The organism is Haloglomus litoreum, assembly GCF_029338515.1.
Classification (GTDB): Archaea; Halobacteriota; Halobacteria; order Halobacteriales; family Haloarculaceae; genus Haloglomus; species Haloglomus litoreum.
Genome location: NZ_CP119988.1, coordinates 1539114 through 1552753, shown reverse-complemented (window position 1 = coordinate 1552753; position 13640 = coordinate 1539114). Strand labels below are relative to the sequence as shown.

General features: G+C 69.8%; 13 protein-coding genes. 8 read left to right on the top strand and 5 right to left on the bottom strand.

All coding sequences use genetic code 11. The features are described from left to right. Positions 1-5 precede the first annotated feature (5 nt). Positions 6-962 carry an AAA family ATPase gene (locus tag P2T62_RS07635; RefSeq protein WP_276260803.1) on the bottom strand — a complete coding sequence of 319 codons (957 nt, stop codon included), beginning with the start codon at positions 960-962 and terminating at the stop codon, positions 6-8. Between the two features lie 509 nt (positions 963-1471). On the opposite strand from P2T62_RS07635, the gene P2T62_RS07630 reads away from it, so the two are divergent. The 5 genes from P2T62_RS07630 (at position 1472) to P2T62_RS07610 (ending at position 6922) form a co-directional block, all read left to right on the top strand. Further along, entirely contained in the window at positions 1472-2155 is a 684-nt protein-coding gene (locus tag P2T62_RS07630; protein WP_276260802.1) for a hypothetical protein, read from the top strand. A gap of 159 nt (positions 2156-2314) precedes the next feature. After that, the gene (locus P2T62_RS07625; protein ID WP_276260801.1) at positions 2315-3373 is read left to right on the top strand and encodes a PAS domain-containing sensor histidine kinase; all 1059 of its coding nucleotides are present in this window, start codon (positions 2315-2317) and stop codon (positions 3371-3373) included. Between the two features lie 74 nt (positions 3374-3447). Beyond that, positions 3448-4185, top strand: coding sequence for a CehA/McbA family metallohydrolase (locus P2T62_RS07620; RefSeq protein WP_276260800.1), 738 nt, complete (start codon positions 3448-3450; stop codon positions 4183-4185). 116 nt (positions 4186-4301) lie between these two features. Continuing rightward, a complete protein-coding gene (locus tag P2T62_RS07615; RefSeq protein ID WP_276260799.1) occupies positions 4302-4751 on the top strand; it encodes an Hsp20/alpha crystallin family protein in 450 nt (149 codons plus the stop codon). A gap of 167 nt (positions 4752-4918) precedes the next feature. Next, on the top strand, positions 4919-6922 hold the full coding sequence (locus P2T62_RS07610; RefSeq protein ID WP_276260798.1) for an AMP-dependent synthetase/ligase: 2004 nt from the start codon (positions 4919-4921) through the stop codon (positions 6920-6922). Here P2T62_RS07610 and P2T62_RS07605 read toward each other — a convergent pair whose 3' ends face one another. Next, complete coding sequence (locus P2T62_RS07605; RefSeq protein ID WP_276260797.1) at positions 6923-7666, bottom strand: HAD family hydrolase; 744 nt, start codon at positions 7664-7666, stop codon at positions 6923-6925. 41 nt (positions 7667-7707) lie between these two features. Beyond that, complete coding sequence (gene aglJ / locus P2T62_RS07600) at positions 7708-8802, bottom strand: S-layer glycoprotein N-glycosyltransferase AglJ (RefSeq protein ID WP_276260796.1); 1095 nt, start codon at positions 8800-8802, stop codon at positions 7708-7710. A 294-nt stretch (positions 8803-9096) separates the two neighbouring features. Between aglJ and P2T62_RS07595 the strand changes: the two genes are divergently transcribed. Together P2T62_RS07595 and P2T62_RS07590 are read left to right on the top strand one after the other, a co-directional pair. Next, on the top strand, positions 9097-9966 hold the full coding sequence (locus P2T62_RS07595) for a TrmB family transcriptional regulator (protein ID WP_276260795.1): 870 nt from the start codon (positions 9097-9099) through the stop codon (positions 9964-9966). Positions 9967-10015: 49 nt separating this feature from the next. Beyond that, positions 10016-11263 carry a CaiB/BaiF CoA transferase family protein gene (locus P2T62_RS07590; protein ID WP_276260794.1) on the top strand — a complete coding sequence of 416 codons (1248 nt, stop codon included), beginning with the start codon at positions 10016-10018 and terminating at the stop codon, positions 11261-11263. Between the two features lie 216 nt (positions 11264-11479). Here the strand turns inward: P2T62_RS07590 and P2T62_RS07585 are convergent, their stop codons facing one another. After that, complete coding sequence (locus P2T62_RS07585) at positions 11480-12049, bottom strand: NUDIX domain-containing protein (protein WP_276260793.1); 570 nt, start codon at positions 12047-12049, stop codon at positions 11480-11482. A gap of 5 nt (positions 12050-12054) precedes the next feature. Continuing rightward, positions 12055-12930, bottom strand: a complete 876-nt coding sequence (locus P2T62_RS07580) for a tetrahydrofolate dehydrogenase/cyclohydrolase catalytic domain-containing protein (protein ID WP_276260792.1) — start codon at positions 12928-12930, stop codon at positions 12055-12057. Positions 12931-13071: 141 nt separating this feature from the next. Between P2T62_RS07580 and P2T62_RS07575 the strand changes: the two genes are divergently transcribed. Then, positions 13072-13617 carry a hypothetical protein gene (locus P2T62_RS07575; protein WP_276260791.1) on the top strand — a complete coding sequence of 182 codons (546 nt, stop codon included), beginning with the start codon at positions 13072-13074 and terminating at the stop codon, positions 13615-13617. The last annotated feature ends 23 nt before the right edge of the window (positions 13618-13640 follow it).

Below are 13640 nucleotides of genomic sequence, written 5' to 3'. Positions count from 1 at the left end.
CCGCCTCAGAGGTCGTCCATCGCGGGCACGGGCACCCGGTCGAGGACGTCCGTGACGACCGTCCGTTTCTCGATATCCCGGACCTGAGCCTCCCCCGTGAGGACGAGCCGGTGGGTCAGCACCGGGTAGACGACGTTGCGGACGTCGTCGGGCGCGACGAACGAGCGACCCTCAAGCACGGCTCGTGCCCGCGCCGCCTCGAACAGGCGCTGGACGCCACGCGGCGAGACGCCCACCTCGACCCGGCTGTCCTGGCGGGTCTCGCGGCCCAGGTCGACGACGTACTCCCGGATGTCGTCGTGGGTCTCGACCGTCTCGGGCACGGCCTGCAGCTCGATGACGGTCTCCCGGTCGGTGACACCGTCGGCGCTGGGGGCCTGGGTCGTCCGGCCCGCGCGCCGGTCGATGAGCTCCAGTTCGCCGTCGCGGTCGGGGTAGCCCATCGAGGTCTTGACCGTGAACCGGTCGACCTGCGCCTCCGGCAGCCGGAAGGTCCCCTCCTGTTCGACGGGGTTCTGCGTCGCGATGACGAAGAACGGCTCGGGCAGGTCCCGGGTGTCGCCGTCGACCGACACCTGGCCCTCCTCCATCGCCTCCAGCAGCGCGGCCTGGGTCTTCGGCGGTGCCCGGTTGATCTCGTCGGCCAGCACCACGTTCGCGAACACGGGCCCCTCGGAGAACTCGAACTCCCCCTCGTGCTCGTTGTAGACGTGCGTGCCCGTGATGTCGGACGGGAGCAGGTCCGGCGTGAACTGGATGCGGTTGAACTCCAGCCCGAGCGCGGTCGCCAGCGTCCGCGCGGTCAGCGTCTTCCCCGTCCCCGGCACGTCCTCCAGCAGCACGTGTCCGTCGGCGAGAACCCCCGTCAGCACGGTCTCGAAGAACGACCGCTCCCCGATGACCGTTCCCGTCACCTCCCCCAGCACAGCCTCGCACTGCGCAGCCGCGTCGTCGATATCCATGGTCGGTACTGCTCCGGGTGTCGGATATACGTTCCGAGCACCGCGCCCGGATGTGGTCCATCACCGCTCCGTGGGTCGTGTTGGGAGACACCGAGCGGGTCGATAGGGGTAGCGGCTGGTTGTAGCGATTGGTTCGGGATGTTCTATGACCGCAAGGAACGGGTAGGAAGCCCCTGGGTGCTTGACCCGGCCCCGGCGACGAAAGGACCGCAGGCCGACCGGAGGGAGGCCGAGGACCGTGGTTCGAGAGAGCGGCGCTCTCTCGTCATCCTGAAAACCTCTGATTTTCAGAGACAGCGAGCCGCGGCCGGTCAAGCGCGCGGGGGCTTTCAACAGCCCCCCATCGTCGCTGTTGCTCTTCCTACCGCCACCACACCAATCGCAACAGACGCACCACCACTCTAGCGTCGAGTCCCGGCCGAACACCACGGCCTCGAGAGGAGAGGGCTTTTAATCGTCCCCGCAACGCTGGCATCACCCCTATGGGGGAACCTCTCGTCCACGATGGTATGACCGACGAGTCCGAGGACGACCAATTCGGGGCCGACGGCTGGCACCACAAGGCCGGACCGCGGGTCGAGAGCGACGGGGGGGTCGCGCGGCCGCAGGCCGAACTCGGCCGGGGGACGGAGCTGCCGCCGACCGAGGGAACCGCCGCCGACGGCCCCGATGCCGCCGCCGACACCGACGCGGGGCTCCTGAGCCCGAACGGCCGCTCGCTGCTCGCCTACGTGGGGAGCGTCGTGGGGGTGTTCGTGGCCGCGGGCGTCGGCCTGGGGCTGGGGTCGAACTTCATCCTCGGCTTCCTCATCGAGCAGTTCGTCGAGCCCGGGGCGAGCCCGACCGACAACACGCTCGTCAGCATCATGCTGCTGCACAACGTCATCACCCCGTTCCTGGTGGGACCGCTGATGGCGGTCGGCGCCGGCGCGCTCATCGGCCGTGCGCTGCCGGACCGGCCGGTCACCGCGACCGCCGTCGGCGGCACCGCCTCGCTGGTCGGGTTCTACCTGATGACGGGACTGACGCTGTTCCTCACCATCAACGTCATCGCGCAGTACTCCACCGGCGGTGGCGGCGGTGGCGGCGCGCTCGACCAGGCGGCGCTCGCGAGCCAGATCGTCGAGAGCGGCATCCCGGCCGCCCTCGTCGGCGCGGCGGGTGCCTACATCGGCTCGTACATCTCCGACTGACGCGGCTCCCGTTCACCCGGTCGGTCGTGCGTCGAGCAGTGGGTCCGGACGCGGCGGGCGCTTCCGCCCGGGTCTCGATTCGCCCCGCAGGGGAGACCATAAACGGGGGCGAATAGTTCGCCCCAACGGCCCCCCGCCTCGCGCCACTCGTATCTCACAATGAGCCAGTCGATTCTCTCCGGAGTCGTCGACGACCTGGACACCGCCGTCATCGTTCACGACCCGGAGACTGGGGCGGTCCTCGACGCGAACCCGGCGGTCGAGAACCTGTACGGCTATCGCCCGGAGGAACTGACCCAGCTGTCGGTCGAGGAGTTCAGCTCCGAGTCCGACCAGTACACACAGGAGCGGGCCGAACGGGCCATCGCCGCCACGGCGGACGGCGACGAGCAGGAGTTCGAGTGGCAGATCAAGACCAGCTGTGGCGAACTCCGGTGGGCCAACGTGCGGCTCCACAGCGTGACCGTCGATGGGGAGGAGTACGTCCTGGCCGAACTGGACGACATCACGGAGTCGAAGACCCGCTCACGGCGACTCCGACTGCTCTACCGGCTCATCCGCCACAACCTCCGCAACGACATGACGGTCATCATCGGGCACGCCGACTCCCTCCAGCAGGAGGTCACCGACGAGCAGTACCGGGAACGGTTGACGACGATCAAGGAGACCGCGGCGGAGGTGGGCGAGATGACCGATTCGGTCAGGGACATCTTCCAGATCGCGTCCAGCGAGGAGTCCGACGCCACCCCGACGAACGTTCCGGACCTCCTCGAGGACATCATCGACGAGGTCGAAGCCAACTATCCGGAGGCGACGGTCCGGCTCAGCGTCGCGACCCCCGCCGTCATCGCCGCGGACGGCGGGCTGAGAGCCGCGCTGTACAACGCCGTCGAGAACGCCGTCGAACACAGTCGACAGGCCGCGCCCGTCGTCGAGGTGCGCATCGACACCACCACGGCCGACCGGACGGTGACCGTCGAGGTGGTCGACCACGGTCCGACCATCCCACAGATGGAACTGGACGCGCTCGACCTGCACAGCCAGGGGACCGGAACCGAGCACGGGACCGGCGTCGGACTGTTCGTCATGAAGTGGTGTACGGAGTCGCTGGGGGGCGACCTCGACGTCCGCTCCGCCGAGACGGGCGGCAACCTCGTCGAGTTCACCTTCCCCATGTACGAGGGAGACCCGGAGGCCGGTGCCCAGGCGACCGTATAGGTGTCCACGTCGGAATGGGTGGCGGACCCGCGCGGCCGGCGGGTTTTTCCATAGGCCGCTCCTACCGATACCCGATGGAGGAGTCCCCGTTCACCATCGACCCGCACGTCCACTCGGAGGGCTCCTACGACGGTCGCGAACCGGTGGAGTTGCTCCTCGAACACGCGGCCGATATCGACCTCGATGCCATCGTCGTCACCGACCACGACACCATCGAGGAGTCGCTGCGTGCGGCCCGCATGGCGCCGGCGTACGGCCTCGTCGGTGTCCCCGGCGTGGAGGTGTCGACGGCCGACGGCCACCTGCTCGCCATCGGCGTCGAGGAGTGCCCGCGACCCGGCCAACCGCTCCCCGAGACGGTGGATCGGGTGCGCGAACTGGGCGGCGTCGCCGTCGTCCCCCACCCGTTCCAGCGCACACGCCACGGCGTCCCGCGCCGCCGCCTCGCCGGCGTCGACGTGGACGGCATCGAGACCTACAACGCCTGGCTGTTCACGGGCTACCGGAACCGCCGCGCGGCGGCGTTCGCCCGTCGCTACGACCACGCCGACCTCGCGGGCAGCGACGCCCACCGCGTCGAGACCGTCGGCCGCGCGTTCACCGCGCTGGACCTGCCGACCGACGGGAGCGTCACGGCCGACGACGTGGTGGCGGCCATCCGCCGTGGCGACACGGCGGTCCACGGCCGTCGGGCGCCGCTCCACCGCTGCGCCGGCCACTACGTCAAGGGCGCCGCCCGGAAGTCCGGCTACGCGGCCCGGCGCGCACCCGGCGTCGCCACCTCGGTCGCGTCGGCGCTCCTGCCCTTCTAGCGGCGGCCCGCGCATCCGGCACCGACACGGAATAATATGGATAGCAGTATGGCAGCAATCTTCTCGCGAAGTTTAAGCTTCGAAATGTCGTACAACTGCTCTGTAAGGTGAATACGATGGTAAATCGACGCTACCCCTTCGACGAGATGGACAGCATGATGAACCGGATGTTCCGCAACATGTTCGACGAGTTCGGCGGCGGCCTCGGCCGCGACTACGACGGCGAGGGCCGGATGGGGCGACGCGACATCCACCTGAGCATCGAGGACGCCGACGGCGGCTACGTCGTCGTCGCCGACCTCCCGGGCTTCGAGAAGGAGGAGATCGACCTCCACTTCGACGACGGCTACCTCACCATCGAGGCCGAGCACGAGGTGAGCGAGGGCGACGACGCGATGCACTACACCCGCTCGCGCAGCGCGTTCGAGCGCGTCCGCCTCCCCGAGGGCGATATCGTCGTCGAGGACATCGCGGCCGAGTACCACAACGGCGTCCTCGAGATCCACGTCCCGATGGCCGAGGCGATGGACGACGACGACGAGGGCCACCGGATCGACATCGACTGACCCGGAACGGGACAGCGGCCCGTTCTTCGGACGCATCACCCCCGCCCCCGAGTGACCACTCCCGCCGTCGCGGTGCTGGAGGGGCCACGAAGTGCCCGGCGGCGGGATGCATCACGAACGAACGTCCACATTGATTATCCCCGCGACGTTCTGTCAGGGCAACAGGCATGTCAGCCAACACCGAACCGCCGTGGCTCCAGGCCGAGCGGGACTACACCGACGAGGTCATCGGGGAGAACACGATCCCGCAGCTGTTCGCCGAGAGCGCGGGTCGGCACGCGACCCGGGATGCGCAGTGGTACAAGGGGGGGATCTACCAGCGCTCGCTCGCCGACGGCATCGTGCCGGCGGCGCCGAAGGGCCAGTACGCCGCGCTGACCTACGACGAGATGCTGAACATCGTCCAGCGGGTCGGGACCGGGCTCCGCGAGATCGGGATGGACACGGGCGACCGGGTCGGCATCTTCGCCGACACGCGGATGGAGTGGGCCCAGAGCGACCTCGCCGTCCTCTCGGCGGGCGGCGTCGTCACGACCGTCTACACCGAATCGAGCCCGCGGCAGGTCCGGTACCTGCTCGACGACCCGGACGCCGACGGTGTCGTCGTCGAGAACGAGGAGCTGCTTGAGCGAGTCCTCGAGGTCGAGGACGACCTCGACCTGGAGTTCATCGTCGTCATCGACGAACTGGAGGACGAGGAGTACGCGGGGCGGATGGACGTGTTCACGCTGGCGGACGTCTACCGGCGCGGCGACGAGGCCTTCGACCCCGAGCAGTGGGACGAGTGGCTCCACAGCCGCGACCCCGAGGACCTCGCGAGCCTCATCTACACCTCCGGGACGACCGGGCAGCCGAAGGGGGTCCAGCTGAGCCACGCCAACTTCCGGGCCAACATCAACGGCGTCCGCAAGCGGTTCGGGCCCCGGGACGACAAGCCCGCGGACGTGCCGACGCTGGACGAGACCGCGCGCTCGCTGTCCTTCCTCCCGCTGGCGCACGTCTTCGAGCGGACGGCGGGCAACTTCGTGATGTTCGCCTCCGGCGGGACCGTCGCCTACGCCGAGTCGACCGACACCATCGCCGAGGACATCCAGCTCGTCGAGCCGACGACGGCGACGAGCGTCCCGCGGGTGTACGAGCGCATCTTCGACCAGATGCGCGCCCAGGCCACCGAGTCCGACACCAAGGAGCGCATCTTCGAGTGGGCCATCGAGGTCGGGCGCGAACACGCCCGCACGGAGCGCCCCGCACTCGGACTCCGGGTCAAGTACGCCATCGCGAACAAACTCGTCTTCTCGCAGGTCAAAGAGCAGATGGGCGGCAACATCGACTTCTTCATCTCCGGCGGCGGCTCGCTCTCGAAGCGGCTCGCCGAGCTGTTCGAGGGGATGGGCCTGCCCATCCTGGAGGGGTACGGCCTCACGGAGACCGCGCCGGTCGTCTCGACGAACCCGCCGGAGGACCCGCGTCCCGGTACGCTGGGCCCGGCGCTCGTGAACGTCGACCTCAAACTCGATAGCTCCGTCATCACGACCGAGCAGGCCCAGAAGGCTCGCCCGGACAGCCAGATCGGCGAACTGCTGGTGAAGGGCCCCAACGTGACCGAGGGCTACTGGCAGAAGCCCGAGGCGACGATGGACGCCTTCACGAAGGACGGCTGGTTCCGGACCGGCGACATCATCGAGCGAACGAACGACGGCTACCTGGTCTACCACGACCGGCTCAAGCAGTTGCTCGTGCTCGACACCGGGAAGAACGTGGCGCCGGGGCCCATCGAGGACGCGTTCGCCACCTCCGACCGCATCCAGCAGGTGATGGTGATGGGCGACAACGAGAAGTTCGTCTCCGCGCTGGTCGTGCCGGACTTCGAGGCCATCCGCCGCTGGGCCGACCGCGAGGGCATCGACATCCCGGACACGAACGAGGGCATCTGCGACGACCCGCAGGTCCGCCAGTACGTGCAGGAGGAGGTCGAGCGCGTCAACCAGGAGTTCGAGAAGTACGAGCGCATCAAGGAGTTCCGGATGGTCCCCGTCGAGTGGACCCCGGAGAACGACCTCCTGACGCCGTCGATGAAGGTCAAGCGCCGGAACGTGCTGGACCGCTTCTCCGGGCAGTACGACGCCATCTACGGCGAGGAGGAGGCCCGCGCCGCAGCCGCCGACGACTGACTACGCCGCGTCGCTCTCGTCACCGCTGCCGGTCCGGTCTCGCTTCCGGTCGCCGCTCCCGCCCTCGGCACCCCCCGCGTCGCCGTCGTTCGCGATGGCCGCGACCTCGTCCAGCCCGTCGACGACGTGGGTCGGCGCCACGCCCTCGGGCACCGCGGGGCAGTGCTCGCGCCGGACGAAGGCCGAGTCCAGCCCCGCCCGCTCGGCCGCCACCACGTCGCTCGCGCTGTCGCCGACGTAGAGCGCCGACGCGGCGTCGAGATCGGCCAGCGCCCGGTCGAGATAGTGCGTGTTCGGCTTCTTCAGGTCGAGGCTCTCGACGGTCATCGGGCGACCGTAGTGGGTGTCGAACCAGCCGCCGAGGTCGAAGTGGTCCAGCACGAACGCGACGGTGCTGTGGTGGTTGTTGCTGACGACACCGCGCGGGCCGTCGACCCTGCCCACGGCGTCGACATCGTCGTACGTCGTCCGGTCGCCGGCCCGGAAGGCATCGACCTGAGAGTCCTCGTCGAACCGCTCGCGCGCGGCCCAGAGCGCCGCCGGGTCCAGGTCGTAGGCCGCCGCAATGTCACGGAGGCGCTCGACGGTCACGCCGTGTCGGAGGGCGTCGACGTGGGCCGGGTCGACGTCGGGGACGCCGACGGACTCGAAGGCCGCCTCGATGGCGGCCGCCTGCGTCGTCGGAGCCGGCGGCTCGACCAGTACACCGTCGTTGTCGAAGAGGACCGCATCGTACGGGGACACGCCCGGAACTACCGGGAAGCGGGTGTTGAGCGTTACGGACGTCAGTCCTCGCCGTCGGCGCCGACCTGGGCCGGGTCCGTCTCCGGCCGGCTGTCCGATTCGCCGGACGAGTCCGGGACGTCGGCGCTGTCGGCGCTGTCTGCGGGGGCGGAAGCCGCCTCGGTGGGGGCGGTCGTCGAGTCACCGTGTCCGGGCCGCCCCGTGGCGGAGTCCCCCGCCGAGAGCTGCTCGGCCAGTTCCTCGAGCCGGCGGGTCTGCTCCCGGTTGACCGTGACGATGATGTCCGAGAGGACCCCGAACATGATCAGCTGGACCCCGAGGATGATGCCCGACGCGGCCACCACGGCCAGCGCCTCGTGGGACACCCCGTTGACGACGAAGTCGTAGCCGACGTACGCCGCCACGGCCAGCCCGACGAGGCCGCTCACGCCCCCGACGCTCCCGAAGTAGAACAGGGGGTTGTTCGTCTTCGCCAGTTTGTACAGCGTGAGGAAGATGTTGGCCCCGTCCCGGACCGGATGGAGGTTCGTCTCGGAATCGTCGGGGCGCGCGCCGTAGGTGATGGGGACGACCTCGGTGGCGGTCCCGTGTTTCACGCACTCGACGCTGAGCTCCGTCTCGATACCGAACCCGTCCGAGCGGAGGGCGTACCGCTCGACGGACTCCAGCGTGAACGCCCGGTAGCCGCTGAGGATGTCCTGCAGGTCGCGCCCATGGATGACGGAGAACGCCCGGTTGACGATGCGGTTGCCGACCTGGTTGAGCCGGGACATCGCACCCTCCTCCATGTCGGCGAACCGGTCGCCGATGACGTGCTCGGCGCGCCCTTCGAAGATGGGTTCGAGCATCGCTCCGGCGTCCTCCGGTCGATAGGTCCAGTCGGCATCGGCCATCAGCACGACCGGCGCGTCGACGTGCGTCAGGCCCTCGCGGACGGCCTGGCCCTTGCCGATGCCGCTCTGCTGGACGACGCGTGCCCCGTGTTCGCGGGCGATCTCCCGGGTCCCGTCGGTGGAGTGTCCGTCGACGACGAGGACGTTCTCGAACCCCTCGTCGCGGAAGCCCTGGACGACGCTCCCGACGGTCTCTGCCTCGTCGAGCGTCGGCAACAGCACGCAGACGTCCTCGCGGTCCATGCACCTCCCGGTCGTCGGCGCGGGCGCAAAAGCGCTCCGGCCCGCGATGCTTCTCCGCGTGACGCCACACGAGGAGCCAGTGCGGGACCTACTCCTCGCGCTGCTCGCTCAGGTGCTCCCAGACCTCCGCACAGCCACAGCCGTCCTCGACCGCCGACAGGTGCGCCCGGTCCTCGTCTTCGGTGTCGATCATTTACTCATCTCGTGAGTAACTACGATGACCACATAAGGTTTGGGGAGGCACCCGTCCCACATCACCGGCGCGTTTACGGTCGTCCGGGGTGAGCGGCCGCTATGGCCGACCGGGACGGAACGGACGTCTTCGACGCGCTCGACCTGACGGAGTACGAGGAGACGGCGCTCTCGAACCTGCTCCGGCTCGGGCGGACGACCGCGCCGAACCTCGCGGAGGCCACCGGCATCCCGAAGGCGCGCATCTACGGCGTGCTGGACGCACTCGCCGACCAGGGGTTCGTGAAGGTCATCCCGGGGCGCCCGAAGGAGTACCAGTCACGCGCGCCCGCCGAGATCGTCGACCGGGCGAAGGAGAACCGGCGGCAGGCCTACGAATCGGCGGCGAAGGAGCTGGAGGCCGGACGCGAGGCGTTCCTCGCGGAGTTCGGCCCCCAGTTCGACTCCGCCACCGAGGACGTGCGCCCGGCCGAGGAGCTGTTCCACGTCGTCGACGTCGGCGAGCCCAGCGAGTCCGAGACGCGCCGGCTCTACCACGAGGCCGAGCGCGAGGTGCGGGTTCTCACGAAGTCCTGGGAGTACCTCGACAGCGTCGCGCCGGCGCTGGCCGACGCGCTCGACAGGGGCCTCGGCGTCCGGGTGCTGTTCCTCCACCCCGACCGCCTGAGTGGCGAGAACCGCCGCATCCAGGCAGGTATCGTCGACCGCCTGCACGAGGAGTTCCCCGGCGTCGACTTCCGCTTCGCGACGGGGACGCTTCCGTGGCGCGGGACCCTCACCGACCCACCGACCGACGCGGGCGGCAGGGGCGACGAACCGGGCGGGGAGGCCATCTTCCTCGTCGAGGAGCCCGACGTACCGAACCATATGCGGCAGGCCGCCATCACGGAGAACGAGTCGTTCGTGGCCGGGCTGAAGCGGTTCTTCGACCTCGTGTGGGAGCACGAGTCGGTACCGAGCCGCGGCGAGTGACGGCCACCCGAAGGACAGGAGTGAACTACCCGCCTGACCGACCGAGCGTATGACCGACGAGAACGACGCCGGGACGCCACGGTCCCGGGAGGGACCGCTCGACGGGCTCCGAGTGGTGGACTTCTCCGGGATGGTCGCCGGCGGCTTCGCGACGATGACGCTCGCGGATTTCGGCGCCGACGTGGTCGCCGTCGAACACCCCGAATCGGGCGACCCCATCCGTGACTGGGGGCCGTTCGACCCCGAGTCGGGGATTTCGCTGTGGTGGAAGGCACTCGCCCGTGGGAAGCGCTGCGTGACCTGTGACCTCTCGACGCCCGAGGGCCACGCGCTCGCGCTCGACCTCGTGGAAACCGCCGACGTGGTCGTCGAGAACTTCCGGCCGGGGACGATGGAGCGCTGGAACCTCTCGCACGACGACCTCCGCGAGGTCAACCCCGGCGTCGTGATGGTCCGGATCTCCGGGTACGGACAGACCGGGCCGCGGGCCGAGCAGCCGGGCTTCGGAACGGTCGCGGAGGCCATCTCCGGGTTCGCCCACGTCAACGGGTTCCCCGACCGTGAGCCACTGCTGCCGCCGATTCCGCTGGCCGACATGGCCGCCGGCCACTACGCCGTGCAGGCTGCGATGTTCGCGCTGTTCGAGCGCGAGATCGGCCCGGACGGTGATGGGAGCGGCGAGGGACAGGTCGTCGACGTCTCACTGTACGAGTCCCTGTTCCGGATGTTCCCGGGCGACGTGGAGGCCCACGACCGGCTCGGGCAGGTCCGCGAGCGCCGGGGCAACCACCACAGCAACGCCGCCCCGCGGAACGTCTACGAGGCGGCGGACGGCTACGTCGCGCTGTCGGCCTCGGCCCAGTCCATCTTCGAGAACCTCGCCGAGACCGTCGGGCACCCGGAGCTGCTGGACGACGAGCGGTTCGCCACCAACGACGCCCGGGTCGAGCACGCCGACGAACTCGACGAGTACATCGCCCCGTACATCGCCGAACGGACCGTCGAGGAGGCCATCGACGACCTCGGCGCCGGCGATGCGGTCGTCGCACCGGTATACGACGTGAGCGACGTTTTCGAGGACGAGCAGTACGCCGCACGCGACACCCTCGTCGAGGTGGACGACGAGGACGTGGGGGAGATAGCGACCCACGGCGTGGTTCCACGGCTGACGCGGACGCCCGGGGGGGTAGAGCACCTCGGACCACGTCGAGGCCAGCACAACGAGGCCGTCTACGGTGAGGAGCTGGGGCTGGACGGGGAGACAATCGACGACCTCCGGGAGCAGGGAGTCATCTGAGGGGCCCGCGACGGCCCCAGGAGCTGGCTGACAGGCGGCACGACGTCGCCCCGCGAGCCCCCGAGATGGCCCGTCGGTGTCGGGTCGACAGCACTCCGGACCGTGTGCCGCACTGGCGGAACCGGTCGGGACGTGGCGTTCGCCCCGCCCGGGCCGGCGGCCCGGAGAGAGCTCGTCAGGTCACGCGGGGGCTGGTCCCGTCTTCGTACTTGAAGGTCAGTCCCAGTCGTCGCCCAGCAGTTCCGTCAGCAGGTCCCTGTCGAGCGTGTCCTCCGGGAGTCTCGCGGCCCACCGGACCGCCTCGATGTCCTCGTCGGCGAGTCCCGGGTCGTCGGCCAGCGTGGTCGTCTCTGCCGTCCCGCGATGGATGGCGAACCGGAAGGAGCGCTCCTCGTCGCCGTGTCGGAGGACGTTCCGGACGACCGCCAGTCGCGCCCCAGGTGTCACGTCCAGCCCGGTCTCCTCGCGCAGCTCCCGGACCAGTGCCTCGTCGTGGCGCTCGCCGGCCTCGACCTCCCCACCCGGCAGCGCCCACAGCCCATCCTCCCGGACGAGCAGGACCCGTCCATCGTGCTCGACGAGCGCGCCGACGCCCCACTCCAGGCCGCCCTCGCCGTCGATGCGGTCACGGGCCTGCACGAAGGCCTCCGCGTCGAGCGACTGGACGCGCTCGCGGCGGTACTCGTCGCCTTCCCGCCAGGTACGCACCTGGGCCACCGTATCGAGGAGGGTGTCCTGACCGTCCGCCTCGTCGTCGCCCTCGGCCGGGCGGTCGTCGCCGGTCACGGTCCTCAGGGCAGGTCGACGTCCACGCCGGCCCGCTGGCTCGCTGCCTTCACCGTGTTGTACAGCAGCATCGCGCGCGTCATCGGCCCGACGCCGCCGGGAACGGGAGTGATGGCGCTCGCCTTCTCCTTCGCGCTCTCGTACTCCACGTCGCCCAGCGTCTCGCCGTCGACCTGGTTGTAGCCGACGTCGATGACGGTGACGCCCTCGGAGAGCATCGAGCCGTCGACCAGTTCGGGGACGCCGGCGGCGGCGACGACGATGTCGGCCTGCCGGGTCTTCGCAGCGAGGTCCCGCGTCCGAGAGTGACACAGCGTCACCGTCGCGTTGCCGTCGTCGGCCTTGCGGGCGAGCAGGTTCGCCAGCGGCTTGCCGACGATGTTCGAGCGGCCGACGACGACGGCGTCGGCGCCCTCGGTCTCCACGCCCGCATGCTCCAGCAGCTTCTGCACCCCGTGTGGCGTGCAGGGGCGGAACCGCGGGTCCCCCCGCACCAGCCGGCCGACGTTCTCCGGGTGGAAGCCGTCCACGTCCTTGCCCGGGTCGATGCGGCGCACCACCTCGCTGTAGTCCACGTGGGCGGCGACCGGGTGCTGGACGAGGATGCCGCTCACCTCGTCGTCGGCGTTCAGATCCGAAACCGTGTCGTACAGTTCCCCGGCCGGGGCGTCCGTGTCAACCTCGACGTGGAACGACCGGATGCCGACCTCCTCGCAGTCGCGCTGCTTCATCGAGACGTACGTCTCGCTGGCTGGGTCGTCGCTCATCAGGACCGTCGCGAGCCCCGGGCGCGCCCCGGCATCGGCGAGCCGTTCGATGGCGTCCGTGAGCCCATCCCGGATATCGGCGGCGACGGCGTTCCCGTCGATGACCTCGGTCATGGGAGAACCGCGGCGGCGGCCGGTATTCAAAGCCGCGATGCACGCGCCGGGTATCCCGGACGCGCCACGCCCGAATCCCCGGGACAGGTGCTCGCACGGGTCGCTCGCTGCTTTATGTGCTCGGTGCGCGATGGAGCGGGTATGAGCAACGCTCCCACGGGACTCCTCCCGGTATTCGTCTTCGTCGCGGCGGTGGGGCTCTCGTGGCCCGTCGCCATCGCGACGTTCGTGCTGTCGCTTCGCGTCCGTCCGTTCGGTCGCGCGCTCCGCTACGTCGCGGTCGGGGTCGGGGCCATCGCGGTCGCCGTCGCGCTCGGTATCGCCGGTATCGCCGGGGTGGAGGTCGGTGGCCTCGTCCTCCTGTCGCTGGCCATCGCGGCTGGGCTGTTTGGCGCGGTCCCTCTCGTCGTCTCCCGTGCCGTGCTCGTCCGGAGCGGCGTCGGGACCAGCCGCGCGCTCCGACTCTCCGTCGCCGCGTGGCCGTTCGCCCTGCTCGCCGCGTTCGGGGTCTTCCTCGCTCCCGGTGGCGTGGCGCGCTACAACGTCACCTTCCTGACCGGGCCGGCGCTGTACGCCGCCGTCGCCGCCATCGCCGCGCTGGTACTGTTCGGACCCGCGGTGCTGGGCCTGTTGGCCGCCCGACTCGGCATCGGCGCGAACGGCCAGGCCGGCAGAACGGCTCGGTGAACGCTTTCTGCCCTCGAATCCGG